Here is a 23,081-nt window from a genome sequence, read left to right on the forward strand (position 1 = left end):
CGTCGCTGCCGTTGCCGTTGCCGCCGCCACCCGCCTGGCGCTCCGACACGCCGCCGCCGGAAAGCGTGAAGCCGCTGTCGCGCAGCGCCGCGGCCAGCGTCGGCAGGCTGTCCTGCAGCGCCGCGCGCGTGGCGGCCAGGTCGGCACCGAATGCCACGTGCGCGCTGCGGCCGTCGAGCTCGATGCTCACCGACACCGGGCCCATCTCGACCGGGTTGAGCTCCAGCCGCGCCTGGCCGATGCCCTCGCGCACCAGCATGCGCAGCTGCGTACCCAGTGCCGGCGCGAATCCCGGCGAGGCCAGCGCCGCCGCCAGCTGCGCCTGGAACGGGGCCGCCGGCGCAGCGGCCGGCGCCGCCGCGGCGGTGGGCGTACCGGGCTGCGCCGCCACCGAAGGCATGCCCGAAGGCAGCGGCGCTGCCGCCGCGGGCTGCGCTTCGGCCGGCAGGCTCGCCGCCGCCGTTGCTGCCGCGGGCCGGTCCGTACCGGCGCCGGCACGCTCGGCCGCGCCGTCGCGGCCAGGCCCGGACACCGCGCCAGCCCCGGCGACGCTCCGCACGCCAGGCTCGACGGCCGTGCGCGCCGGGGACTCGGAACCCGCGCGCCCCGCGGCCGGGCCGCCGGCCCGCACGGTCGGAGCGGCCGGCGGCGCTACCGGGGCGGCCGGTGCCGGTGCCTGCGGCGTCACCGCCTGGTCCGTGCCGGCGGCCGCGGCCGCCGGCTGCTCCTCCGGCGCCGTGGCCCGTGGCCCTGCGGCGCCCTGTACCGGGCGGCTGACGGCCGCCGGCACCGAACCCGGCATGGCGGGGCCCTGCGCCATGGCGCGGTCCGCCGTGGCGGCCGGGCCCGCCGCTTCCGACGCCTGCGTCTCGCGCTTGCCCGCGATCCTGGCGCCGCCGCGTTCGCCCGGTGCCGGCGTGCCGGCCATGGCGGCCATGCCTGCCGGGCGCGGCACTGCGGCCGGTGCCGTGGCGGCGGCAGCCGGGACCGCCTGGACCGGCGCCGTGCTGGCAGCAGCCGGAACGGCCTGGGTCGGCGCCGTGGTGGTGGCAGCCGGGACGGCCTGGGCCGGCGCCGTGGTGGTGGCAGCCGGGACGGCCTGGGTCGGCGCCGTGGTGGCGGCAGCCGGGACGGCCTGGGCTGGCGCCGTGGTGGCGGCAGCCGGGACCGCCTGGGCCGATGCCGTGGCGGCGGCAGCCGGGACCGCCTGGGCTGGCGCCGTGGCGGTTGCAGCCGGGGTGGCCTGGGCTGATGCCGTGGCGGCCTGGGCCGTGAGCGTGGCGCCGGGCGCCGGCGCGGCCGGCGCCGTGTCCTGCGCGGACGCGCGGGCGGCAGAGACGGTGGCAGGCGTCGCGGCAAGGCCGCGCGCCTCGCTTGCGGCCGCGCCGGCCTGCGCCGTGCGAAGCAGTCGGGCCATGCCGTTCGGGGCGTCGCTGGCGGCTTCGGGCCGGGACACGGCAGCCGCGCCGGCCTGCGCCTCGCGGGCCGGCTGCGCGGCCGGGGTCGCTTCGGTAGCTGCGGTGGCCGCCACGGTCCCGGCCGCATCGCGCCCGGACGGGCCGGAGGCCGCCAGGCCGCCGGGGGACGGGTGGGCCGGGAGGTCCGGGGCCGCGCCGGCCACCACGGGTGCGCCAGGTGCGCCGGGTGCGCCGGGTAATAAATCGTCGCTGCGCTGGGGGGCGGCGGCACCGAAGCGGCGCCCGGCAGCCCCCGGCGCGGTGGCGCCGGCGTCCAGCGCGTCCACGCCGACCGGCGCCTGGCCGGCCGGCGTCCCGGCGACGGCCTCGCCCTGCGGCGCGGCGGCGAATCCGGCCATCAGCGCCGCCAGGTCCTGCGCGGGCGTGATGGCTTCGGGCACCGGTACCGGTACCGGTGCCGGCACGGCGGCCGCCGTGGCCGTGGCGGCGTCCGCCATCGGCTCCTTGTCTTCGGGCCGGGCGTGATCGGGGCGCTCGGCTGCGTCCGCGGGATCGGCCGCGGCCGTGGCCGCGTCCAGGCCCGGATCGGCGCCGTCCTGCGCTGCCTGGCTGGCGGCGTGCAGGGCCTGCCTGAAATCGTGGGCACCGGCGCGGCCGGTGGCCGCGGCGGCCGCGGCGGCACCGACGCCGCCGTGCCGGGCTGCGGCCGTGGCCGAGGTGGCCTTGGCGGCCAGGAGAGGGTGGGCAATCGGGTTCGTCATCCCAGGGCTCCGCCGGGGTGGTTCCATGCGCCGCGGGCCGCGGCGCGGCTGGCGGCTTCGTCATTGCGTTTCTGGTCGCGCCGCTCCTCGGCCAGGCGCGCCTGCGCCTGCCGGCGCTCGATGAGCTTTCCCACCGCCGCCACGCGCAGCTCCTGCGCCTGCAGCGCCTGGCGCGCGCGGTCCACCTGGGCCTGCGCCAGCCGGCTGGCCTGCTGCTGCTGGTCCACGGCCTGGTGCAGCCGCTCGGCGAAGCTCTGGTAGCAGCCCAGCACCGCCATGTCCGTGGCGGCGCGGCTGAACTGCGCGCTCCAGCGCTGCTGGTACTCGCCGCGGTAGCCGTCGAGCTGCTCGGCTTGCGCCTGGGCCTGCTGCAGCCGCTGCTGCGCCTGGCGCAGCACGGCCAGCGCCTGGTCGCGCCGGCGCTGCTCGTGTTCGAGCAGCACCTGCAGGCTGCGCAGGTCGCTCATTGGGGCAGCCTCGCGCTGCGCGCGGTCCCGCCGGGCGGGACGGCTCGTCCCCTTCGGAGCGGCCGTGCGGGGGCGTTCACGGCGGCACCCTCGCGCGGCGCGGGGCGGAATGGGGGTTCATGCATCCCGGCAGTGTCCGGCGCGGCGGGCTGGGGTGATGCGTGGAAAAGGCGGGGGAGTGCGGTGCTTTCGCACGCGCGGTGCCGGTTTCAGCCCGCCACCAGCGCCGCCAGCTGCCGCTTGCACAGGTCCAGCGGCGCGTGCTCGTGCATGCCCTGCTGCAGCAGCTGCATCAGCTGCGGGTGCAGCCGCACCGCCAGGTCCAGCTCCGCGTCGTGGCCGGGGGTGTAGGCGCCGAGCTGGATCAGGTCGCGCGCGCGGCCGTAGCGCGCCAGCAGCTGGCGCGCGCGCCGCGCGGCGTCGATGTGCGGCTTCTCCGCCACGCTCGTCATCACCCGCGACACCGACTTCTCCACGTCGATGGCCGGGTAGTGCCCGCCCTCGGCGAGCTCGCGCGACAGCACGATGTGCCCGTCCAGGATGCCGCGCGCCGCGTCGGCGATCGGGTCCTGCTGGTCGTCGCCCTCGCTGAGCACCGTGTAGAACGCCGTGATCGAGCCCACGCCGTGCAGCCCGTTGCCGCTGCGCTCGACGAGCTGCGGCAGCTTCGTGAAGCAGCTCGGCGGGTAGCCCTTGGTGGCCGGCGGCTCGCCGATGGCCAGCGCGATCTCGCGCTGCGCCTGCGCGTAGCGCGTCAGGCTGTCCATGAGCAGCAGCACGTGCCGCCCCTGGTCACGGAAGTGCTCGGCGATGGCCGTGGCGTAGGTGGCGCCCTGCATGCGCACCAGCGGCGGCGCGTCCGCCGGCGCGGCCACCACCACCGAGCGGCTCAAGCCCTCCTCGCCCAGGATGTCCTCGATGAATTCCTTCACCTCGCGCCCGCGCTCGCCGATGAGTCCCACCACGATCACGTCGGCCTGGGTGTAGCGCGCCATCATGCCCAGCAGCACCGACTTGCCCACGCCGGTGCCCGCGAACAGGCCCAGGCGCTGCCCGCGCCCGACCGTGAGCATGGTGTTGATGGCGCGCACGCCCGTGTCCAGCGGCTGGCGCACCGGGGCGCGGTCCATGGCGTTGATCGGCCGGCGCGCCAGCGGCGCCACCGCGCCGGGGGCCAGCGGGCCGTGGCGGTCCATGGGCTGGCCGTGCGGGTCCACCACGCGGCCCAGCAGCGACTCGCCCACGGGCAGCAGCAGCCCGCGGTCCTCGCTGCGGCGCCAGGGATGCACGTCCTCGCCCAGCCGCGGCGCCGCGATCGGCGCCGGGCGCGGCAGCACGCGCGCGCCGCTGGCCAGGCCGTGCAGCTCGCCCGTGGGCATCAGGAAGGCGCGGTCGCCGTTGAAGCCCACCACCTCGGCCTGCACCGGCGCGTCGTGGCCCATGCGCACCTCGCAGGCCGCGCCCACCGGCAGCCGCAACCCCGCGGCCTCCAGCACCAGCCCCGTGACGCGCATGAGCGTGCCCTCGGCCGCCAGCGGGACGGGCTGGTCGGCGAAATCGGGCAGCCGCGACAGGAAGCGGTCCCAGCGCCGCTGCCGCGCGGCCTGGGTGGATGCGATGAACTCGGCGCTCATGGCGCAGCGCCCCCGGCCATGTCGGCCAGGGCGCCGTCGTCGACCGCGACGTCCTCGGCCAGCAACTCCAGCTCGATGTCCGGCTCCTGCACGGGCAGCGGCATCGACACCGGCGCCGCTGCCGCGGCGGCACGCACCGGCGCGGTCGCGCCCGGGGTTGCCGGCGCGGCCGGTTCCTCCCACGGCAGCGGCTGGCCCAGCAGCTGCGCCGCCACGGCCCAGCGCTGCTCGATGCGAGCATCGACGCGGCCGAGCTCGGACTCCACCACGCAGCCGCCGCGCGAGACCGCGGCGCTGGCCAGCACGCGGCCGCCGCGCGCCTCGACCTGCATGCCGGCGCCGGCCTGCACCAGCGGCTCGTCCTCGGGATGTACCAGCACGCGCAGCTGGCGCGCGCCGGCCAGCATCGCGCCCACCGCCTCCAGCGCCACCTCCGTGACCACTTCGGGCCGGGTCGAGAGTTCCGCGCGCAGCACCGCGCGCGCCAGCCGCGTGGCCGTGGCGGCCACCGACTGCGCCATGGGCACCTCCAGCGCCTCGAACTGCGCGTCGATGGACTGCAGCAGCGCGCCCACCTGGGCTGCCATCTGCGCGCCGTGGTGCTGCTTGAAGCTCTCCAGCGCCGCCAGCCCGTCGCGGTAGCCGTCCTCGTAGCCCTGGCGCTGGCCTTCGGCGCGGCCCTGCTCCAGCGCCTCGGCGCGCGCCTGCGCCAGCGCCGCGGCATGCACGGCCGGCGGGATGTCGGGCGGCGGGGGCGGGGCCACCGGCGTTGCCGCGACGGGTTTCGGTGGCTCGAAGCTGCCCGGCATCCAGGCCTGGAAGCTGGTCAGCTCCTCGCGCGGGATGAAGCGCGCGTACAGGCTGCCCGCGCGCGCGGGGCGGTCAGACGAACTGGTCATCCGCGCCACCACCCAGCACGATCGTGCCCTCGTCGGCGAGTCGGCGCACCGTCTTGAGCATCTCCTTCTGCTGCGCCTCGACCTCGGACAGCCGCACCGGGCCGCGCGACTCCAGCTCCTCCTTGAGCGCCTCGGCGCCGCGGCTGGACATGTTCCTGAAGATCTTGTCCTTGAGCTCGGGCGAGGCGCCCTTGAGCGCCACGACCAGCTCGGAGGTCTGCACTTCCTTGAGCAGCGCCTGCATGCCGCGGTCGTCCACCTTGACCAGGTCGTCGAAGGTGAACATGTTGTCCATGATCTTCTGCGCCAGGTCGGTGTCGGCCTCGCGGATGTAGTCCAGCACCGCCGTCTCGGCCGAGCCGCCGAGCATGTTGAGGATCTCCGCGGCGGCCTTGACGCCGCCGAGGTTCGAGCTGCGCGTGGTGCGGTCGCCGCCGGCGAGCACGCGGCCCATGACCTCGTTGAGGTCCTTGAGCGCGCTGGGCTGGATGCCGTCGAGCGTGGCGATGCGCACCAGCACCTCGTTGCGCTGGCGGTCGGGGAAGCACTTGAGCACGCCGCTGGCCTGGTCGGAGTCCAGGTGCACCAGGATCGCCGCGACGATCTGCGGGTGCTCGTTGCGCAGCAGCTCCGCCACCGACGGCGCGTCCATCCACTTCAGGCTCTCGATGCCGGTGATGTCGCTGGACTGCATGATCCGGTCGATCAGCAGGTTGGCCTTGTCCTCGCCCAGCGCGCGGCGCAGCACGCCCTTGACGTACTCGTCGGTGTCGGGCACCAGCAGGCTGTGGTTGTTGGCTTCCTCGGCGAAGCGCCCGATCACGCCGGCCAGGCGGTCGCGCGACACCGGCTTCATGCGCGTGAGCGTCTCGCCCAGGCGCTGCACTTCCTTCGGCGCGAGGTGCTTGAACACCTCGGCCGCCTCTTCCTCGCCCAGCGTCATCAGCATGATCGCGGCGTCTTCCAGGCCCTGTTCGTCCATGACTCTTTCAGCTCGCTCGGGTCGATCGCATCGATCGGGTTGTCAGGCGGATTCCTTGTTGAACCAGCTGCGCAGGATGTTGGCCACCACCACCGGGTTCTCCTTGGCCAGCTTGCGCAGCTGCTCCATCGTGTGCGCGTCGGTGCTCTCGCCGATGAGCATCGGCGCCTGGATCAGCGTGCCGGGCACGCCTTCCTGGGCCGCGTCGGCCGCCACCGCGTCGCCGTCGGGCGCGGGCAGCGCCTCGGTGTCGTCCACCACCGCGTCGAGCTGCGTGCCCGGCGGGGGCAGGGCGGGCTCGGGCGGCTTCGGCGGGCGCAGCGCCGGGCGCACCACGCCCAGCAGCAGCATCAGCGCCACCAGCACCAGCGCCACGGGCATGCCGAAGGTGCGCGCCAGCTCCAGCAGCCAGGGCTGGCGCCACAGCGGCAGATCCGAGGCGCCGTCGGCCGCCGGCGCGCGGAACGGCGCGCTCACCACCTTGACCGAGTCGCCGCGATCCTTGCTGAAGCCGATGCTCTCCTGCACCAGCGCCGTGAGCTTGTCGATCTCCTCGTCGGACAGCGGCACGCTGTTGACCTTGCCCTTGGGGTCGGTGGCGCTGCGGTGGTTGACCACCACCGCGGCGGTGAGCCGCTTGATGTTGCCGGTGGCGTTGCGCGTCACGCGCACCGTCTTGTCCACCTCGTAGTTGATGACGTTCTCGCGCTTGGCACCGCTGCCCAGCGCTCCGCCGCCGGAGTTCACCTGCGTGGGCTGCAGCGGGGCGGAGGCGCCGTTGACGGGCGCGCTGGGCGGCACGGGCGGCTGGTTGGTCAGCGCGCCGGGCACGCCGGCGGGCGGGGCGCTGGCCGCGCCGGGGCCGACCTCGGCGCTGTGCAGGCTGCGCACCGCCGCGGGCTCGCTGCCCTGGTTCGGGCGGAACGACTCGGCGGTGGACTCCGACTGCGAGAAATCGACCTCCGCCGTCACCGTGGCGCGCAGGTTGTCGCGCCCGACCACCGGCTCCAGCAGCTCCAGCACGCGGCGCTGCAGCCCGCGCTCGACCTGCTGCACGTAGGCCAGCTGCTGCGCGTCCAGCCCGGGCTGCTGCTGCCCGGCCGCGCCCTCGGGCCCGGTGAGCAGCGTGCCGCTGTGGTCGAGGATGCTCACCGCCTTGGGGTCCATCTCCGGCACCGACGACGCCACCAGGTGCACGATGCCGGCGAGCTGGGTGCGGTCCAGCGCGCGGCCCGGGTGCAGCGTCACCAGCACCGAGGCGCTGGGCTTTTGCTGCTCGCGAAAGAACCCCGTCTGCTGCGGCAGCGCCAGGTGCACGCGCGCCGACTCCACCGAGCCCAGCGACATGATCGAGCGCGTGAGCTCGCCTTCGAGCCCACGCTGGAAGTTGGTGCGCTCCTGGAACTGGGTCTGCCCGAAGCGGGCGTTGTCCATGAGCTCGAAGCCCACGATCGAGCCCTTGGGCAGCCCGGCCGAGGCCAGCTTCAGCCGCACGTCGGGCACCTTCTCCGCGGGCACCAGCAGCACGCCGCCCTCGCCGTGGCGGTAGGGCACGTTCATCTGCTGCAGCGCCGCCAGCACCGCGCCGCCGTCCTTGTCGGACAGGCCGGCGTAGAGCACGCGGTAGTCGGGGTCGCGGCCCCACAGCAGCAGCGCCACCACCACCGCCAGCAGCCCGGCCACGCCGGCGCCCAGCAGCAGCCGGTTGCGCGGCGGCAGCGCCGCCAGGCGCGCCAGCGGGCCGGCGGGCGACGCGGGCGCTGCGGGCAGCTGCGGGTCAACGGGGGCGGCGAGGGCTTGGTCCATGGCGGCGCGGCGGGATCGGCCCGGCAAGGCGCCGGGCAGGGCATTTCAAAGATGCGCATTCTTGGCCCTCAAGTCCCGGCGCCATCGGCCGATGAAGGCCGCAAAGCCCGGCCACTTCGCGCCACCGTGCCCATCGCGGCGTGCCTACAGTCGCCTCCAGCCTCGGGGGACCACGTCCGCGTCCAACCTGCCCGCGGCGTCCGCACCGCCATGGAACTCAAGCTCAAACCCTTCGACTTCAACCAGGCCGCGGCCCGCGCGGGGCTCCAGCCCAACGGCCAGCCGCTGCGCGACGCCGCCCCGGTGGCCAGGGCCGGCTTCGCCCAGGCCATGGACCAGGCGCTGCGCTCGGTCAGCGCCAGCCAGAACGAGGCCCGGGAGCTGCAGCAGCAGGTGCAGCTCGGCAATCCCACCGTGAGCATCGAGGAAACGATGGTGGCGATGCAGAAGGCGCAGATCGGCTTCCAGGCCACCCTCACCGTGCGCAACCGCCTGGTGCAGGCCTACACCGACATCATGAGCATGCAGGTCTGACGCCCGGGCCATTGCCAGCGCCGTGAAGTTTTCACAACTCGCGCCGCAGCCTCTCAAGTCGCCTTTTCTGGCGCCGATAACACGTAGCAGAACCCCCCTACCGCAGTAGGGGTGAACGACATCGAACGCCGGCCCGACCCTGGGGCGGCGCGTCGCCGGTCGTGGCCCAGCGCAGCGCATCCCTGCTTTATCGGTTGCGATGGCACACGGCCGCCGGCAGCACTTGCTTGAGGAACTTCCTTCCATGGCCACCAACATCTCCTCGATGACCCCGGCGCAGATCGCCCAGCTGTCCACGGCAACCATCGCTGCCTTGACGACGGCGGAGTGGTCGCAGTTCACCGGGGACAAGATCGCGGCGCTGACCACCGCGCAGGTCGCGGCCATCAGCCCCGTGGGAGCAGCGTCGCTGACCACGGCCCAGGTGGCCGCCATCGAGGTGCAGGACATCAGTCGCCTGACCACTGGCGCCCTGTCGATGCTGGGCACGGCCCAGATCAACGCGCTGAGCGTGGACCAGCTCGCCGCGCTGACGACCCGCCAGATCGCCGCGCTCAAGACGTCGCAGCTGGCCAGCCTGACCACCAGCGACCTCAACGTGCTCAGCACGGCGCAGTTCGCCGCGCTGAGCAGCACGCAGGTTGCCGGGCTGACCACCACGCAGGTCGCACGCATGGAGGTTGAAGACCTGCGTGCCCTGTCGCCTGCCGCCATTCGAGCGTTCAGCACCGCGCAGGCGGCCGCGCTCAACAGCACGCAGATCGCCGGGCTGACCACGGCCCAGGTTGCCTCGCTCGCAGGTGCGCAGCTCTCCACCTTCAGCACCGCCGAGATGGCCACGCTGAGCGTGGCGCAGGTGCAGGCGCTGTCCACCGCGGCACTGGCCGGGCTGGGCACGTTGCAGCTCGGGGCACTGGGCGCCGAGCAGCTCGCCGCTCTCAAGACCGCGCAGATCGCCGCACTGAACTCCACGCAGATCTCCAGGCTGTCCACGGACGACCTCAACGCGCTGACCACGGCCCAGTTCGCCGTGCTGAGCACCGCGCAGGCCGCCGGCCTGACGCCGGTGCAGCTGTCCAAGCTGGAAACCCCGGATCTGCGGGCGCTGTCCACGGGCGTCATCCGCTCGCTGAGCACGGTGCAGCTGGCCGCGCTGGACTCCGACCAGATGGGCGCGCTCACCACGCAGCAGGTGGCGGCGCTGACCTCGGCCCACGTCGCCAGCCTGACCACGGGCGACCTCAACGCGCTGAGCACGGCCCAGTTCGCCACGCTGAACTCGGCGCAGCTCGCGGGCCTGACCAATACCCAGATTTCCCGGCTCAACGTCGAGCACCTGGCCACGCTGACCACGGCGGAGATCCGTGCGCTGAGCACGGCGCAGGTGGCCGCGCTCACCAGCGTCCAGGTGGATGACCTCACCACGGCACAGATCGCTGCGCTCACCAGTGCACAGATCGCCACCTTCAGCATTGCCGAGATGGCCGCGCTGAGCGCGGCGCAGGCCGCGGCGCTGTCCACTGCGGCGCTGGTCGGACTGGGCACGGCGCAGTTGGGCGCGCTCGGTGCGGAGCAGCTCGCCGCGCTCAAGACGGCGCAGATCGCCATGCTGAGCTCCTCTCAGCTGGCCGGCCTGGGCACCGACGACCTCAACGCCCTGACCGCGACCCAGTTTGCCGTGCTGAGCACTGCGCAGACTGCCGGGCTCACGCCGGCCCAGCTTTCCAAGCTGGAGCTCGAAGACCTCAAGGCCCTGTCCTCGGCCGTGATCGGCGCGCTGAGCACGGCGCAGCTCGCGGCGCTGGACACCAACCAGATCGCTGCCCTGACCACGCGCCAGGTGGCCGCGCTCACTTCGGCCCAGATCGCCAGCCTGACCACGGGCGACCTCAACGCGCTGGACGCCGCCCAGTTCGCCGCGCTGAACACGGCACAGCTCGCCGGCCTGACCACGGCGCAGGTGGCCAACCTGGAGCTGGAAGACCTGGCCACGCTGACCACGGCAGAAATCCGCGCCCTGAGCACCGCGCAGGTGGGCGCGCTCACCAGTGACCAGATCGACGACCTGAGCACCGCGCAGGTGGCCGCGCTCACCAGCGCACAACTGGCCACCTTCACCACCGCCGAGATGGCCGCGCTGACGCTGGCCCAGGTGGCGGCGCTGTCCACGGCGGCGGTGGCCGGACTGGGCACGGCCCAGCTGGGCGCGCTGGGCGCGGAGCAGCTCGCTGCGCTGCGCACCGCGCAGATCGCCGCGCTGAGTTCCACGCATTTCAACCGGCTCTCCACGGACGACCTCAACGCGCTGACCACGGCCCAGTTCGCCGTGCTGACCACGGCCCAGGCCGCGGGCCTGACGGCCGGGCAGCTTGCCAAGCTGGAACTGGAGGATCTGCAGTCGCTGTCCACGGCCGTGATCCGCTCGCTGACCACGGCGCAGCTCGGTGCCCTGGAAAGCGACCAGATGGTGGCGCTGACCACGCGCCAGATCGCTGCGCTGAGCTCCGACCAGATTGCCAGCCTGAGTACCGCCGATCTCAACGTCCTGGGCGATGACCGCTTTGCCCTGCTGAGCACGGCGCAGGTGCTGGGCCTGACCACGGCGCAGATCGCTGGCCTGGAGGTGGAGGACCTGGTGCGCCTGTCCACCGCCGCCATCAAGGCGCTGAGCACGGCGCAGGTGGCCGCGCTCACCAGCGTGCAGATCGACGACCTCACCACGGCGCAGGTCGCCGCACTCGGCAGCGCTCAGCTCGCCACCTTCACCACCGCTGAAGTGGCGGCACTGAGCCCGGATCAGGTCGCGGCACTGTCCGCACCGGCGCTGGCCGGGCTGAACGCCGCGCGCCTGAACGCGCTCAACGCCGACCAGCTCGGCGCGCTCAAGACCGCGCAGATCGCCGCACTGAGCTCAACGCAGCTTGGCGGCCTGGCCACGGCCAGCCTCAATGCGCTGGGCACCGCCCAGTTCGCCGTGCTGAGCTCGGCGCAAGCCGCGGGCCTGACCACGGCACAGCTTTCCAAGCTGGAGATCGAAGACCTCCAGGCCCTGTCCACGACCGTGATCCGCTCGCTGGGCACGGCGCAGCTGGCAGCGCTGGATACCGACCAGATGGCTGCACTGACCACGCGTCAGGTGAGCGCGCTCAACGCGGTCCAGGTCGCCAGCCTGGGCACGGGTGATCTCAACGCCCTGGGCACGGGACAGTTCGCCGTGCTGAACTCGGCCCAGGTGTCGGCGCTGACCACGGCACAGCTGGCCCAGCTCGAAACCGAGGACTTGCGCGTCCTCACCACGGCCGGCATCAAGGCGCTGACCGCCGCCCAGGTGGCCGCGCTCACCAGCGTCCAGGTCGGCGAACTCAGCACCGCGCAGATCGCGGTGCTCAACAGCGCCCAGCTCACCACCTTCACCACGGCCGAGATGGCCGCCCTGAGCTCCGCGCAGGCCGCGGCGCTGGGCACCGCCGTGCTCGCCGCGCTGAGCACGGCCCAGCTCGGCGCCCTGGGCAGCGACCAGTTCCGTGCCCTGTCCACGGCACAGGTCCAGGCGCTGTCCACGCTGCAGCTGTCGAAGTTGTCCAGCGATGACCTCAACGCGCTGACCACGGCTGCCTTTGCCACGCTGAGCACCGCGCAGGCCGCGGCGCTGGGCACGAGCCAGATGGCCACGCTGGAGACCGACGACCTGCGCGCGCTGAGCTCGACCGTCATCGCCTCGCTGACCACGGCGCAGCTTGATGCGCTCAATGCCGACCAGTTCGCTGCGTTGACCACGCGCCAGGTGGCCGCGCTGGGCACCGCCCAGGTGGCTGCGCTGTCCACGGACGACCTCAACGCGCTGGGCACGGCGCAGTTCGCCGCCTTGGGCACGGCGCAAGTGGCCGCGCTGACCACGGGCCAGGTCGCGCAGCTCGAAACCGACGACCTGCGCGCCCTGTCCACCGCCATGATCCGGGCGCTGAGCACGGCCCAGGTGGCCGCGCTCACCAGCGTGCAGGTCGATGACCTGACGACGGCGCAGATGGCCGCGCTCAACAGCGCGCAGCTCGCCACCTTCAGCACCGCCGAGGTGGCGGTGCTGAGCGTGGCTCAGCTCAAGGCCCTGGGCAGCGCGACGCTGGCCGGGCTGGGCTCGGACCAGCTCGCGGCACTGACTTCCGACCAGTTCCAGGTGTTCAGCACGGCGCAAATCAGTGCGCTGGGCGGCACGCTGCTGTCCAAGCTCGCCACGGACGTGCTCAACGCGCTGGGCACGGCCTCGTTCGCCGGGTTCAACACCGAGCAGGTCGCGGCCCTGAGCACCGGCCAGATCTCCAAGCTGGAGACCGACGATCTGCGTGCGCTGACCACCGCGGCCATCGGCGCGCTGACCACGGCGCAGCTCGCGGCGCTGGGCTCCGACCAGATCACGGCGCTGACCACGCGCCAGCTCGCGGCGCTTGGCACGGCCCAGATCGCCGGCCTGACCACGGAAGATCTCAATGCGCTGACCACGGCCCAGTTCGCGGCGCTGAACTCGGCCCAGGTGGCCGCAATGACCACGGGCCAGATGGCCCAGCTGGAAACCGACGACCTCGTCACGCTGTCGTCGGCCATGATCCGCGTCCTGAGCACGGCCCAGGTGGCTGCGCTCACCAGCGTGCAGGTCGATGACCTGACGACGGCGCAGATGGCTGCGCTCAACAGCGCGCAGCTCGCCACCTTCAGCACCGCCGAGGTGGAGGCACTGGGCGTGGCCCAGGTCAGGGCGCTGACAACCGCAGCGCTGGCCGGGCTGGACTCCGCGCAGCTGGGCGCGCTGGGCTCCGACCAGCTCCAGGCGCTGAGTTCGGCTCAGGTGCTGGCGCTGAGCACGGCGCAGCTCTCCAGGCTGAGCACCGAGGACCTCAACACGCTCACGAGCGCGCAGTTCGCCGTGCTGACCCCCACGCAGGCTGCCGGGCTGACCACGCAGCAGCTCGCCGCGCTGGAGACCAGCGACCTGGCCGCGCTGTCCACGGCCGTGATCGCCGCGCTGTCCACGGCCCAGGTGGCCGCGCTCACCAGCGTGCAGGTCGATGACCTGACGACGGCGCAGATGGCTGCGCTCAACAGCGCGCAGCTCGCCACCTTCAGCACCGCCGAGGTGGAGGCACTGGGCGTGGCCCAGGTCAGGGCGCTGACAACCGCAGCGCTGGCCGGGCTGGACTCCGCGCAGCTGGGCGCGCTGGGCTCCGACCAGCTCCAGGCGCTGAGTTCGGCTCAGGTGCTGGCGCTGAGCACGGCGCAGCTCTCCAGGCTGAGCACCGAGGACCTCAACACGCTCACGAGCGCGCAGTTCGCCGTGCTGACCCCCACGCAGGCTGCCGGGCTGACCACGCAGCAGCTCGCCGCGCTGGAGACCAGCGACCTGGCCGCGCTGTCCACGGCCGTGATCGCCACGCTGTCCACGGCCCAGGTGGCCGCGCTCACCAGCGTGCAGATCCAGGGCCTGGGAACCGCGCAGGTCGCAACGCTCAGCAGCGCGCAGCTCGCCACCTTCGCCTCCGATGAGGTGGCGCAACTGTCCTCGCGGCAGGTGGCGGCGCTGACCACCGCAGCGTTGCCCGGCCTGAACTCGGCGCAGCTCAATGCCCTGGGATCCGACCAGCTCCAGGCAATGACCCCGGGCCAGGTGCTCGCGCTGAGCACGGCGCAGCTGTCGCGCATGAGTTCCGATGCCCTCAACGGGCTGAGCACGGCGCAGTTCGCCGCGTTGACCACCGCGCAGGTGGCCGGGCTGACCACGTCGCAGCTGTCCACCCTGATCAGCAACGACCTGGCCGCGCTGTCCACGGACGCGATCCGGGCCATGACGACGGCCCAGGTCAGTGCGTTCACCAGCCAGCAGGTCGAGTTCCTGCGGGCCGCGCAGCTCAACGCCATGACCACGGCGCAGCTGGCCACCTTCACCACTGGCGAGATGGCGGCACTGACCTCGGCCCAGGTGGCGCAGCTGTCCACGGCGCTGGTGCGTTCGCTGAGCACGGACTACCTCGCCGCGCTGGGCACGGATGACCTGCCGGTGCTCACGTCGGAGCAGCTCCAGGCGTTGAGCTCGCAGCAGATCGCCGGCCTGAGCACCGCCCACCTGAACGCGCTGGGCAGCAGCCAGTTCGCCGCACTGGGCAGTACCCAGACCGCGGGCCTGACGACGGCGCAGGTTGCCGCACTGGAATCCGATGACGTCGTGGCGCTGTCCACGGCCGTGATCCGGTCGCTGACCACGGCGCAGCTCGATGCGCTGACCAGCGCCCACATGGGTCAGCTCACCGTCGCGCAGGTGACGGCACTGACCACGGCACAGCTGGCCGCACTGACCACCCAGGATCTCAATGCCCTGGGTACGGACCGCTTTGCCGCGCTCACCAGCACGCAGGTCGCAGGCTTCACCACGGCGCAACTCTCCAGATTGGACACGGACGACCTCGCCGCGCTGTCCACCGCCGTGATCCGGGCACTGACCACGGCGCAGCTCGATGCGCTGACCAGTGACCAGATGGCCTGCCTGAGCACGGGCCAGGTGGCCGCGCTGACCCAGGCGCAGCTCTCCGCGCTGACGACGCTGGACCTCAGCGCCATGGGCTCGGCGCAGTTCGCCGCGCTCACCAGCGCGCAGGCTGCGGGCTTCACCACGGCGCAGATCTCCAGGATGGACACCGACGACCTCGCCGCGCTGTCCACCGCCGTGATCAAGGCGCTGAGCACCGACCAGGTGGCCGCGCTGACCAGCGCGCAGGTTGACGACATGAGCGTGGAGCAGCTCAACGCGATGAGCAGCGCGCAGCTCGCTACCTTCACCACCGCCGAGATGGCGGCGCTGTCGGCCGGTCAGGTCGCGGGGCTGTCCACGGCGCTGATCCGCTCGCTGTCCACGGCGCTGCTGTCGGCGCTGGGCACGGACGACCTGCCGCAGCTCACCGCGGCGCAGGTCGGCGCGCTGACCTCGGCGCAGCTCGCCGGGCTGAGCACTGCGAACCTCAATGCGCTGACGCCGGAGCAGTTCGGCGTGCTCACCAGCGACCAGGCCGCGGGCCTGACCACGACCCAGATCTCCCGGCTGGCGGCCGACGACCTGGGCGCGCTGTCCGCAGCGGTGATCCGCTCGCTGACCACGGCGCAGATCGATGCGCTGACCAGCAGTCAGATGGCCCAGCTCACGCCTGTCCAGGTGGCCGCGCTGACCACGGCACAGCTCGCCGCGCTGACCACGGTGGACTTCAACGCCATGGCCCCGGAGCAGTTCGCTGCGCTCACCAGCGCGCAGGCTGCGGGCTTCACCACGGCGCAGATCTCCAGGATGGACACCGACGACCTCGCCGCGCTGTCCACCGCCGTGATCAAGGCGCTGAGCACCGACCAGGTGGCCGCGCTGACCAGCGCGCAGGTTGACGACATGAGCGTGGAGCAGCTCAACGCGATGAGCAGCGCGCAGCTCGCTACCTTCACCACCGCCGAGATGGCGGCGCTGTCGGCCGGTCAGGTCGCGGGGCTGTCCACGGCGCTGATCCGCTCGCTGTCCACGGCGCTGCTGTCGGCGCTGGGCACGGACGACCTGCCGCAGCTCACCGCGGCGCAGGTCGGTGCGCTGACCTCGGCGCAGCTCGCCGGGCTGAGCACGACACTGCTCAACGCGCTCACGCCGGAGCAGTTCGGCGTGCTCACCAGCGCGCAGGCCACGGGCCTGACCACGGGCCAGATTTCCAGGCTGGAAGTCGAGGACCTGGCCGAGCTGTCCACGGCGGTGATCCGGTCGCTGAGCACTGACCAGGTGGCAGCCCTGACCAGCACGCAGGTTGATGACCTGCGCATCGAGCAGCTCAATGCCATGAGCAGTGCTCAATTCGCGACGTTCACCACCGCCGAAGTGGCGGCGCTCACGGCGGAGCAGGCCACGCAGCTGTCCACGGCGCTGATCCGCTCGCTGAGTTCGGAGCACCTGGGCGCGCTGGGTGCGGCCCATCTGCCGCTGCTCACGGCGGCGCAGGTCGGGGCGTTGAGCTCGGCACAGATCGCCGCCATGAGCACGGCCACGCTCAACGCGCTGACGGCGGAGCAGTTCGGCATGCTCACCAGCGCGCAGGCCGCAGGCCTGACCACGGGGCAGATTTCCGCGCTGGAGGTTGCAGACCTCGCGGCGCTGTCCACGGCGGTTCTCAGGTCGCTGACGACGGCCCAGGTGCAGGCGCTCACCAGTACGCAGGTCGATGACCTGAGCGTGGAGCAGCTCAACACCTTCAGCAGCGCGCAGTTGGCCACCTTCAGCACCGCGGAAATGGCGGCGCTCACCGCAGGCCAGGTCCAGGGCCTGTCCACGGCGTTGATCCGCTCGCTGAGCACGGATCTGCTGTCGGCCTTGGGCACCGGTCACTTGCCGCTGCTTTCGGTGGAGCAGGTGGGGGCGCTGCGTTCGGCGCAGATTGCCGGCCTGACGACGGCTGCGCTCAACGCGTTGACGGCGGAGCAGTTCGGCGTGCTCACCAGCGCGCAGGCCGCAGGGTTGACCACGCTGCAGGTTTCCGCGCTGGAAAGCGCCGACCTTGCAGCGCTGTCCACGGCGGTGATGAAGTCGCTGAGCACTGACCAGGTGCAGGCACTGACCAGTGCGCAGGTGGACAGCCTGGGCATCGAGCAGCTCAATGCGCTGAGCAGTGCGCAGCTGGCTACCTTCAGCACCGCGGAGATCGCATCGCTGACGGCCGAGCAGGTCACGGGGCTGTCCACGGCGCTGATCCGCTCCCTGAGCACCGCCCACCTGTCGGCGCTGGGCACCGAGGACCTGCCGCAGCTGACCGCGGCGCAGATTGGCGCGCTGACCTCGACGCAACTCGCCGGGCTGGCCACGAACCTGCTCAATGCGCTGACGGTGGAGCAGTTTGCCTTGCTGACCAGCGCCCAGACTGCGGGCCTGAGCACGGCACAGATCTCCAGCCTCGAAGTCGAGGACCTCGCCGTGCTCTCCACCACGGTGATGCGGTCACTGACCACGGCCCAGGTCGAGGCGCTTACCAGCACGCAGGTCGACGACCTGACAGTGGCGCAGCTCAATGCCTTCAGCAGCGCGCAGCTGGCCACCTTCAGCACCGCCGAGATTGCGGCGCTGACACCCGACCAGGTGCCGGGGCTGTCCACGGCGCTGATCCGCTCGCTGAGCACGGACCACCTGACCGCGTTGGGCACGGACGATCTGGCGCTGCTCACGCAGGACCAGATCCGGGCACTGACCTCGGCGCAGATCGCCGGGCTGGCCACGGCCACGCTCGACGCGCTGACGGGAACGCAGTTCGCTGCCTTCACCAGCGCCCAGGCGGCCGGCCTGACTGCGGGGCAGATATCGCAGCTCTCGGCGGAGGACCTGGGCGCGCTGTCCACCGCCGTGATCCGCTCGCTGAGCGTGGCCCAGGTGACGGCGCTCACCAGCGCCCAGATCGACGACCTGACTGCAGCGCAGGTTGGTGCCTTCACCAGCGCCCAGATCGGGGCCTTCACCACGGCCGAGATCGCGCAACTGAACGTCGAGCAGATCGCCGCGCTGAGCGTGGCGGGCATCGACGGCCTGACCACGGCGCAGCTCGCCGGGCTGAGCATGGAGCAGTCCGCGGCCTTCACGTCGGTGCAGGTGGCCTCGATGACGGCCGACCAGATCGCTGCCCGGCCGGGGGTGTCGCCCATCGTGCTGGATCTTGACGGCAACGGCGTGCGGACCTTGTCCGCCGCCCATGGCGTGAGCTTCGATATCGAGGCCACGGGCCACAAGGTGCAGGTGGGCTGGGTCGGAGCGGGTGACGGCCTGCTGGTGATGGACCGCAACGGCGACGGCATCATCAACGACGGCCGCGAGCTGTTCGGCGACGCCACCCAGGCCGCCGACGGCACGCGTGCCGGCAACGGCTACGCCGCCATGGCGCTGTCGGACAGCAACGGCGACGGGTTGCTCAGCAGCCTCGACGTGGACTGGGACCGCCTGCGCCTGTGGGTGGACGCCAACCATGACGGCGTGACCGACGCCGGCGAGTTGCAGACGCTGGCCCAGCATGGCGTGGCCTCGATCGACCTGCGCGCGCAGGCCGGCACGGCCACCGACCAGGGCAACCTGCTGGGGCTGGTGTCGAGCTGGACGGGCAGTGACGGCACGCAGCACGCGGTGGCCGACGTGTGGTTCGCCAAGCAGCCTGCTGCCGTGCCCAGTGCCGGCGAGCTGCTGGCCGAGGCCCCGGCCAGCGTGCTGGCGCAGCCGGAGGCCGCTGCGGTGGTGCCGGCCGCGGCCGGCACGCTGCTGACGGCGCAGGTACTGCCGCTCAAGGAGCAAGAGCAGGAACAGCAGCACCTGCCGCTGATCTGATCCGGCGCATGCGGCGCGGCTCCCCCGGGAGCTGCGCGTCGCGGTCCCCGCAATGCAAGGCGGCCCCAGGAGGGGCCGCCTTTTTTTGTCACCGGCCTGTGCCGGGGTCGCCTCAGCGTGGGAAGTGCTCGCCGGCCAGCGCCTGCAGCGCAGCCTCGTCCATCGGGTCCAGGCAGGCCAGTGCCCAGAGGTCGAAGGCGGCGGGCCGGCGGCGCAGCGCGATGGCGCCGAAGCCGGCCTGGCGCAGCGTGCCGCCCAGCACCTTGCGCGTGAAGCCGCAGCGGTGCGCCATGTACAGGTTGCCCGTGGCCATGGCCGCGCGGTGGCCATAGAGCATGTCCAGCGGCGCGATCGGCCCGGCGGAGGAGCGGTACGCGGGTTCGGCAAGCTTGTCCTCGGCCACCAGCGCGCACACCGACTGCAGGTCCGGGCAGGTGACCACGACAAAGCCGCCCGGGCGCAGTACCCGCCGGAACTCCGCCAGCGCCAACGGCACCTCGTGCGGGTACAGGTGCTCGATGTTGTGGCTGGAATAGACCGCGTCCACCGACGCCGTGGCCACGGCCGACATGTCGGTCATGGTGCCGACCAGGTCGGGCTGCACCGCGGCGTCGATGTCCAGGCGCAGCTCGCGCCAGTCGTCGCCCGCGAAGCCGGCGGTGGTCTGGTGCTTGCGCTTGGGGCCGCAGCCCACGTGGAGGAAAGTCTTCATCGCGGTTGGTCGTCGAACGAGGGATGCGGCGCGCCGCACTGCACTGCGCTGCGCGGCGCTGTGAGGGGGCCGGAAGCGCGATTGTTGCAGGCCGGCGCGGCGCGGCGCGCGCCGTGGCCGGCGTGGAAACAGCCCCGTCACACGGGCGTTGTTCGCGGCATCGGGGTGGCCGCGCCACTCCTAGACTGCGCTCCACACTCAGGCCCTGCGTGCCGGGTCCGCCGTCGCGGGTCCACGGCGCGCGCCGAACCCGCCCATGGACGCAGTACGACCCGACATCCACCTCTTCCAGATCGCTTACTCCGAGGCCACGCTTGCGGCCGTCGAGCCGGGCTTCGCCGTGCTGGACAATCTGGCCAATCCGCGCCCGGACTGGTTCGAGTACTGGCCCATCCGCCGCTTCCTGCTGGAGCAGCCGCTGGACGAGGCCGCGTTCTACGGCTTCTTCTCGCCCAAGTTCGGTCAGAAGACCAGCCTGACGGCGCAGCAGGTGCGCGACTTCGTTGCCGCAGCCGCGCCGCGCGCCGACGTGGTGCTGTTCTCGCCGCAGCCCGATATGGGCGCCTTCTTCCTCAACGTCTTCGAGCAGGGCGAAACCTTCGACCCCGGGCTGATCGACGCCTGCACGGCGTTGCTGGAGGCCATCGGCCGGCCGGCGCCGCTGCGCGAGCTGGTCATGGACTCGCGCCAGGTCGTGTTCTCCAACTACTTCGTCGCGCGCCCCGCGTTCTGGCGCGAGTGGCTGGCGCTCAACGAGGCACTGTTCGCCGTGTGCGAAGGCCCCGAGAGCGTGCTGCGCCAGGCACTGTGCCAGCCCACGTCCTACCGCGGTGCCGCGCAGCGCAAGGTGTTCGTGCAGGAGCGCATGGCCTCGCTGCTGCTGGTCACGCAGCCGCGCTGGCGCAGCGTCGCGCATGACCCATTCGGCTTTGGCTGGTCGATGTCGAAGCTGCGCGAGCACCCGATGGATGCCTTCGTCAGCGACGCGCTCAAGCTGGCCTGGCGCGAGCAGCGCTTTCCCGAGTACCTGAGCGCCTTCGCCAACGTGCGCGAGAGCCTGCGCAACGCGCCGGCGGCCGTGCCCGCGCCCCCCGCCGTGCCGCTGCTGGATCGCGAGGCCGCCTTCCAGCCGGTGGTGCGCGACTACGAGCTCGTCGCCGCCATCCCGCCGGGTGACTACAACTTCACCGGCAACTCCGTCGGCCTCAAGGGCATCGTTCAGCACGTGTTTCCGGCGCGGCGCGACGAGGTGCTGACGCTGCTGGACATCGGCTTCGGCCAGGGCGACCTCGGCCGCCTGGTCAAGACCAGTCCCGTCTCGGCCCACTGGCAGGTGGACGGCGTGGAGGGCTTCTTCGACGCCTGCTGCAACACCGCGCTCTTCGAGCAGCGCTTCTATCGCAACGTCTGGCATGGCCTGGCCAGCGGCATCCCGCCGGCGGAGCTGCAGCGCTACGACATGCTGTGCCTGTTCGACGTCATCGAGCACCTGGAGGCGCCCGCGGCCCGCGCGCTGCTGGCGAGCCTGCTGGAGTCGCTGGGCGAGCACAGCCGCCTGGTGCTGAGCACACCGCTGTTCTTCTGGCCGCAGGCCCATCAGAACCCGGGCGACCTGGAGGAGCACAAGATCGGCATCCCGGCGCAGTCGCTGCTGGCGCTGCAGCCCAGGGCCTACCACATCAGCAGCCGCTACCTGGTGGGCACCTTCGTGTTCTCGCGCGAGAGCCTGCGCCACATCGAGCACTTCCAGCCGCTGTCCACGCCGGCCTTCGACTTCGAGGCCGGCCTGCGCCACCTGCAGCAGCTCGGCCTGCAGGCCGACGACGTGCTGTACCTGGGCTGAAAGCGCGCCAGGGGCCCGCGGGCCCCTGGTGTTTGTCTTGCCTTGGAGCCGCCCGCGCCTGCGCGCTTGGCGGCTTTTTCGTGCTCAGGCCGGCACCAGCTTGAAGACGTACTGGAACGGCAGCGCGTCGCGCACGGCCGTCTCGGGATCGAAGCCGCTGGCCTGCGCCATGCTGCGGATCCCGGCGAGCACGCCTTCCTGCAGCGGCGAGGCCGGCAGGTTGCGCGTGAGGCCCTGCTCCACCTTCCAGCCCGCGGCGGCGAACATCTCCAGCATGGTGATGCGGGTGAACCAGCGGATGTGGGTCCGGTCCATCAGGCCATTGTCCTCGTAGCGGAACTGGCCGCTGGCCAGGCGCCACTGCACGCTCCAGTGCTGGGCATTGGGAATGCAGGTCAGCAGGCAGCCTTGCGGGTCGATGCGCTCGCGGATGCGCCGCAGCAGCGTCCAGGGGTCGCGCAGGTGTTCCAGGCAGTCGCCGAAGATCCAGCAGTCGCTGGGAAAGAGGCTGTCGAAGACGGCCGGCTCCAGCCGCTCCACGTCGCCGGCGAAGGCTTGCGTGCAGTGCTCGGCGGCGGCGCGCGCGTAGTCGGGGTCGATGTCCACGCCGACGTACTCGGCGCGCGGGTGCGCGCCGCGCCAGGCCTGGGCCATGGCGCCGAGCATGCAGCCGATCTCCACGACGCGCTGCGCGCCGTCGGGAATGAGGGCCAGCAGCTCCTGGTTGACGACGTGGTGGGCGGGGGTCTGTTTCATGGGGGGGAGGGGGTGGAAAGGGTCAGGCGGCGGCCAGCGCGGCCTGCAGCTCGCGCACCTTGAGCTTGAGCGGGATGAGGAAGTTGTGGCTGACGCCGTCGTCACAGTCGTTGCGGTCGTACTGGCGGTACCAGCTGTCGGGCCGCACCAGCGCCGGGCTGCCGTCGGCCGCGCCCATGTTCTGCTTGGTCTGCTTGAAGAATTCCCAGCTCTGCACCGCGTAGTGGTTGATGCGCAGCACCTCGCACGACGGCGCGAGTTCCGGCACGAAGCCGTGGCGCAACGGGCGCAGCCGTTCGTCAAAGGTGCCTCGCGGCGTGTCGAAGACGTGCGAGGCCTGGATGTCGATGCGCTCGCCGCCGCGCACGAGGGACTTGACGTGGCGGTTGGGCAGGAAACCCGGCGCGCTGTGGCGCGGGTAGTTCTGCATCACCAGCCCGGCAGGCTCCTCGACGTGGCCGTTGCCGCCGTAGCAGACCCAATACGCGCCCAGGGCCGACAGTGGCTGGTCCTGGTAGGGGGCCAGCGCCTGCGCGAGCTGCTCCTGTGCCGGCGAGAACAGGAACTCGTCGCCGTCGATGAAGGCCATCCAGTCCACCGCCTGGCCGTACTGGGCCCAGGCGTGGCGGTAGGCGGCGAGCTGGGGCTGCGCGTCGGTGTCCAGGGCGTGCACGGCGATCGGGTAGTGGCGCGCCAGCTTGAGCAGCGTCTGCGTCATCCCGTCATCGGTCTTGTGGGCGTAGATGTAGAAGCGGTTGAAGCCCACCAGCATGTGGAAGGCCAGCCACTCCACGATCCACGGACCGCGGTTGCGCTGTATGGAGGTGATGCCCAGGTTCATGGCGTCGGTTTGGCGAGCATGGCCACAGTGGAACGCGGATCGTGGCGCGGCGGTCGGCGGATAAG

12 protein-coding genes are annotated in these 23,081 nt (G+C 72.3%); 3 read left to right on the forward strand and 9 right to left on the reverse strand.

The features are described 5' to 3' along the window. The 6 genes from FJ694_RS24220 to fliF form a co-directional block, all read right to left on the reverse strand. Positions 1–2,179: flagellar hook-length control protein FliK (locus tag FJ694_RS24220; protein WP_198320969.1), on the reverse strand; the 2,179-nt coding region annotated here is incomplete at its 3' end. Further along, on the reverse strand, positions 2,176–2,646 hold the full coding sequence (gene fliJ / locus FJ694_RS24225) for a flagellar export protein FliJ (protein ID WP_157269891.1): 471 nt from the start codon (positions 2,644–2,646) through the stop codon (positions 2,176–2,178). The genes FJ694_RS24220 and fliJ, both read right to left, overlap by 4 nt. Before the next feature lie 209 nt (positions 2,647–2,855). Beyond that, positions 2,856–4,280, reverse strand: coding sequence for a flagellar protein export ATPase FliI (gene fliI, locus FJ694_RS24230; RefSeq protein WP_157269892.1), 1,425 nt, complete (start codon positions 4,278–4,280; stop codon positions 2,856–2,858). Continuing rightward, a complete protein-coding gene (locus tag FJ694_RS24235) occupies positions 4,277–5,179 on the reverse strand; it encodes a FliH/SctL family protein (protein WP_157269893.1) in 903 nt (300 codons plus the stop codon). The genes fliI and FJ694_RS24235 overlap by 4 nt, the downstream gene beginning before the upstream one ends. Further along, entirely contained in the window at positions 5,163–6,161 is a 999-nt protein-coding gene (gene fliG / locus FJ694_RS24240; RefSeq protein ID WP_157269894.1) for a flagellar motor switch protein FliG, read from the reverse strand. The genes FJ694_RS24235 and fliG overlap by 17 nt, the downstream gene beginning before the upstream one ends. Positions 6,162–6,203: 42 nt before the next feature. Further along, entirely contained in the window at positions 6,204–7,967 is a 1,764-nt protein-coding gene (fliF, locus tag FJ694_RS24245; RefSeq protein WP_157269895.1) for a flagellar basal-body MS-ring/collar protein FliF, read from the reverse strand. 210 nt (positions 7,968–8,177) lie between these two features. On the opposite strand from fliF, the gene fliE reads away from it, so the two are divergent. Together fliE and FJ694_RS24255 are read left to right on the forward strand one after the other, a co-directional pair. Then, entirely contained in the window at positions 8,178–8,501 is a 324-nt protein-coding gene (fliE, locus tag FJ694_RS24250) for a flagellar hook-basal body complex protein FliE (protein ID WP_157269896.1), read from the forward strand. Positions 8,502–8,745: 244 nt separating this feature from the next. Further along, on the forward strand, positions 8,746–18,864 hold the full coding sequence (locus FJ694_RS24255) for an SPM autocatalytic domain-containing protein (protein ID WP_157269897.1): 10,119 nt from the start codon (positions 8,746–8,748) through the stop codon (positions 18,862–18,864). Positions 18,865–18,976: 112 nt separating this feature from the next. On the opposite strand, the gene FJ694_RS24260 is transcribed toward FJ694_RS24255, so the two are convergent. After that, positions 18,977–19,576 carry a class I SAM-dependent methyltransferase gene (locus FJ694_RS24260; RefSeq protein WP_157269898.1) on the reverse strand — a complete coding sequence of 200 codons (600 nt, stop codon included), beginning with the start codon at positions 19,574–19,576 and terminating at the stop codon, positions 18,977–18,979. 256 nt (positions 19,577–19,832) lie between these two features. Between FJ694_RS24260 and FJ694_RS36785 the strand changes: the two genes are divergently transcribed. Further along, a complete protein-coding gene (locus FJ694_RS36785) occupies positions 19,833–21,419 on the forward strand; it encodes a methyltransferase domain-containing protein (protein ID WP_198320970.1) in 1,587 nt (528 codons plus the stop codon). Between the two features lie 84 nt (positions 21,420–21,503). On the opposite strand, the gene FJ694_RS24270 is transcribed toward FJ694_RS36785, so the two are convergent. Further along, positions 21,504–22,175, reverse strand: coding sequence for a class I SAM-dependent methyltransferase (locus tag FJ694_RS24270; RefSeq protein WP_157269899.1), 672 nt, complete (start codon positions 22,173–22,175; stop codon positions 21,504–21,506). A gap of 22 nt (positions 22,176–22,197) precedes the next feature. Continuing rightward, positions 22,198–23,016: a glycosyltransferase family 2 protein gene (locus tag FJ694_RS24275; RefSeq protein WP_157269900.1), complete on the reverse strand. Its 819-nt coding sequence runs from the start codon at positions 23,014–23,016 to the stop codon at positions 22,198–22,200. Positions 23,017–23,081 lie beyond the last annotated feature (65 nt).

Origin of the sequence: Azohydromonas aeria, from assembly GCF_009760915.1 — a bacterium.
GTDB classification, from domain to species: Bacteria; Pseudomonadota; Gammaproteobacteria; order Burkholderiales; family Burkholderiaceae_C; genus Azohydromonas; species Azohydromonas aeria.

Bases quoted from the DNA above. Each gene is read 5' to 3' on its own strand.
- FJ694_RS36785 (WP_198320970.1), top strand. From the start codon at position 19,833: ATGGACGCAGTACGACCCGACATCCACCTCTTCCAGATCGCTTACTCC.
- FJ694_RS24270 (WP_157269899.1), bottom strand. From the start codon at position 22,175: ATGAAACAGACCCCCGCCCACCACGTCGTCAACCAGGAGCTGCTGGCC.
- fliE (WP_157269896.1), top strand. From the start codon at position 8,178: ATGGAACTCAAGCTCAAACCCTTCGACTTCAACCAGGCCGCGGCCCGC.
- fliF (WP_157269895.1), bottom strand. From the start codon at position 7,967: ATGGACCAAGCCCTCGCCGCCCCCGTTGACCCGCAGCTGCCCGCAGCG.
- FJ694_RS24275 (WP_157269900.1), bottom strand. From the start codon at position 23,016: ATGAACCTGGGCATCACCTCCATACAGCGCAACCGCGGTCCGTGGATC.
- fliI (WP_157269892.1), bottom strand. From the start codon at position 4,280: ATGAGCGCCGAGTTCATCGCATCCACCCAGGCCGCGCGGCAGCGGCGC.
- fliJ (WP_157269891.1), bottom strand. From the start codon at position 2,646: ATGAGCGACCTGCGCAGCCTGCAGGTGCTGCTCGAACACGAGCAGCGC.
- FJ694_RS24255 (WP_157269897.1), top strand. From the start codon at position 8,746: ATGGCCACCAACATCTCCTCGATGACCCCGGCGCAGATCGCCCAGCTG.
- FJ694_RS24235 (WP_157269893.1), bottom strand. From the start codon at position 5,179: ATGACCAGTTCGTCTGACCGCCCCGCGCGCGCGGGCAGCCTGTACGCG.
- fliG (WP_157269894.1), bottom strand. From the start codon at position 6,161: ATGGACGAACAGGGCCTGGAAGACGCCGCGATCATGCTGATGACGCTG.
- FJ694_RS24260 (WP_157269898.1), bottom strand. From the start codon at position 19,576: ATGAAGACTTTCCTCCACGTGGGCTGCGGCCCCAAGCGCAAGCACCAG.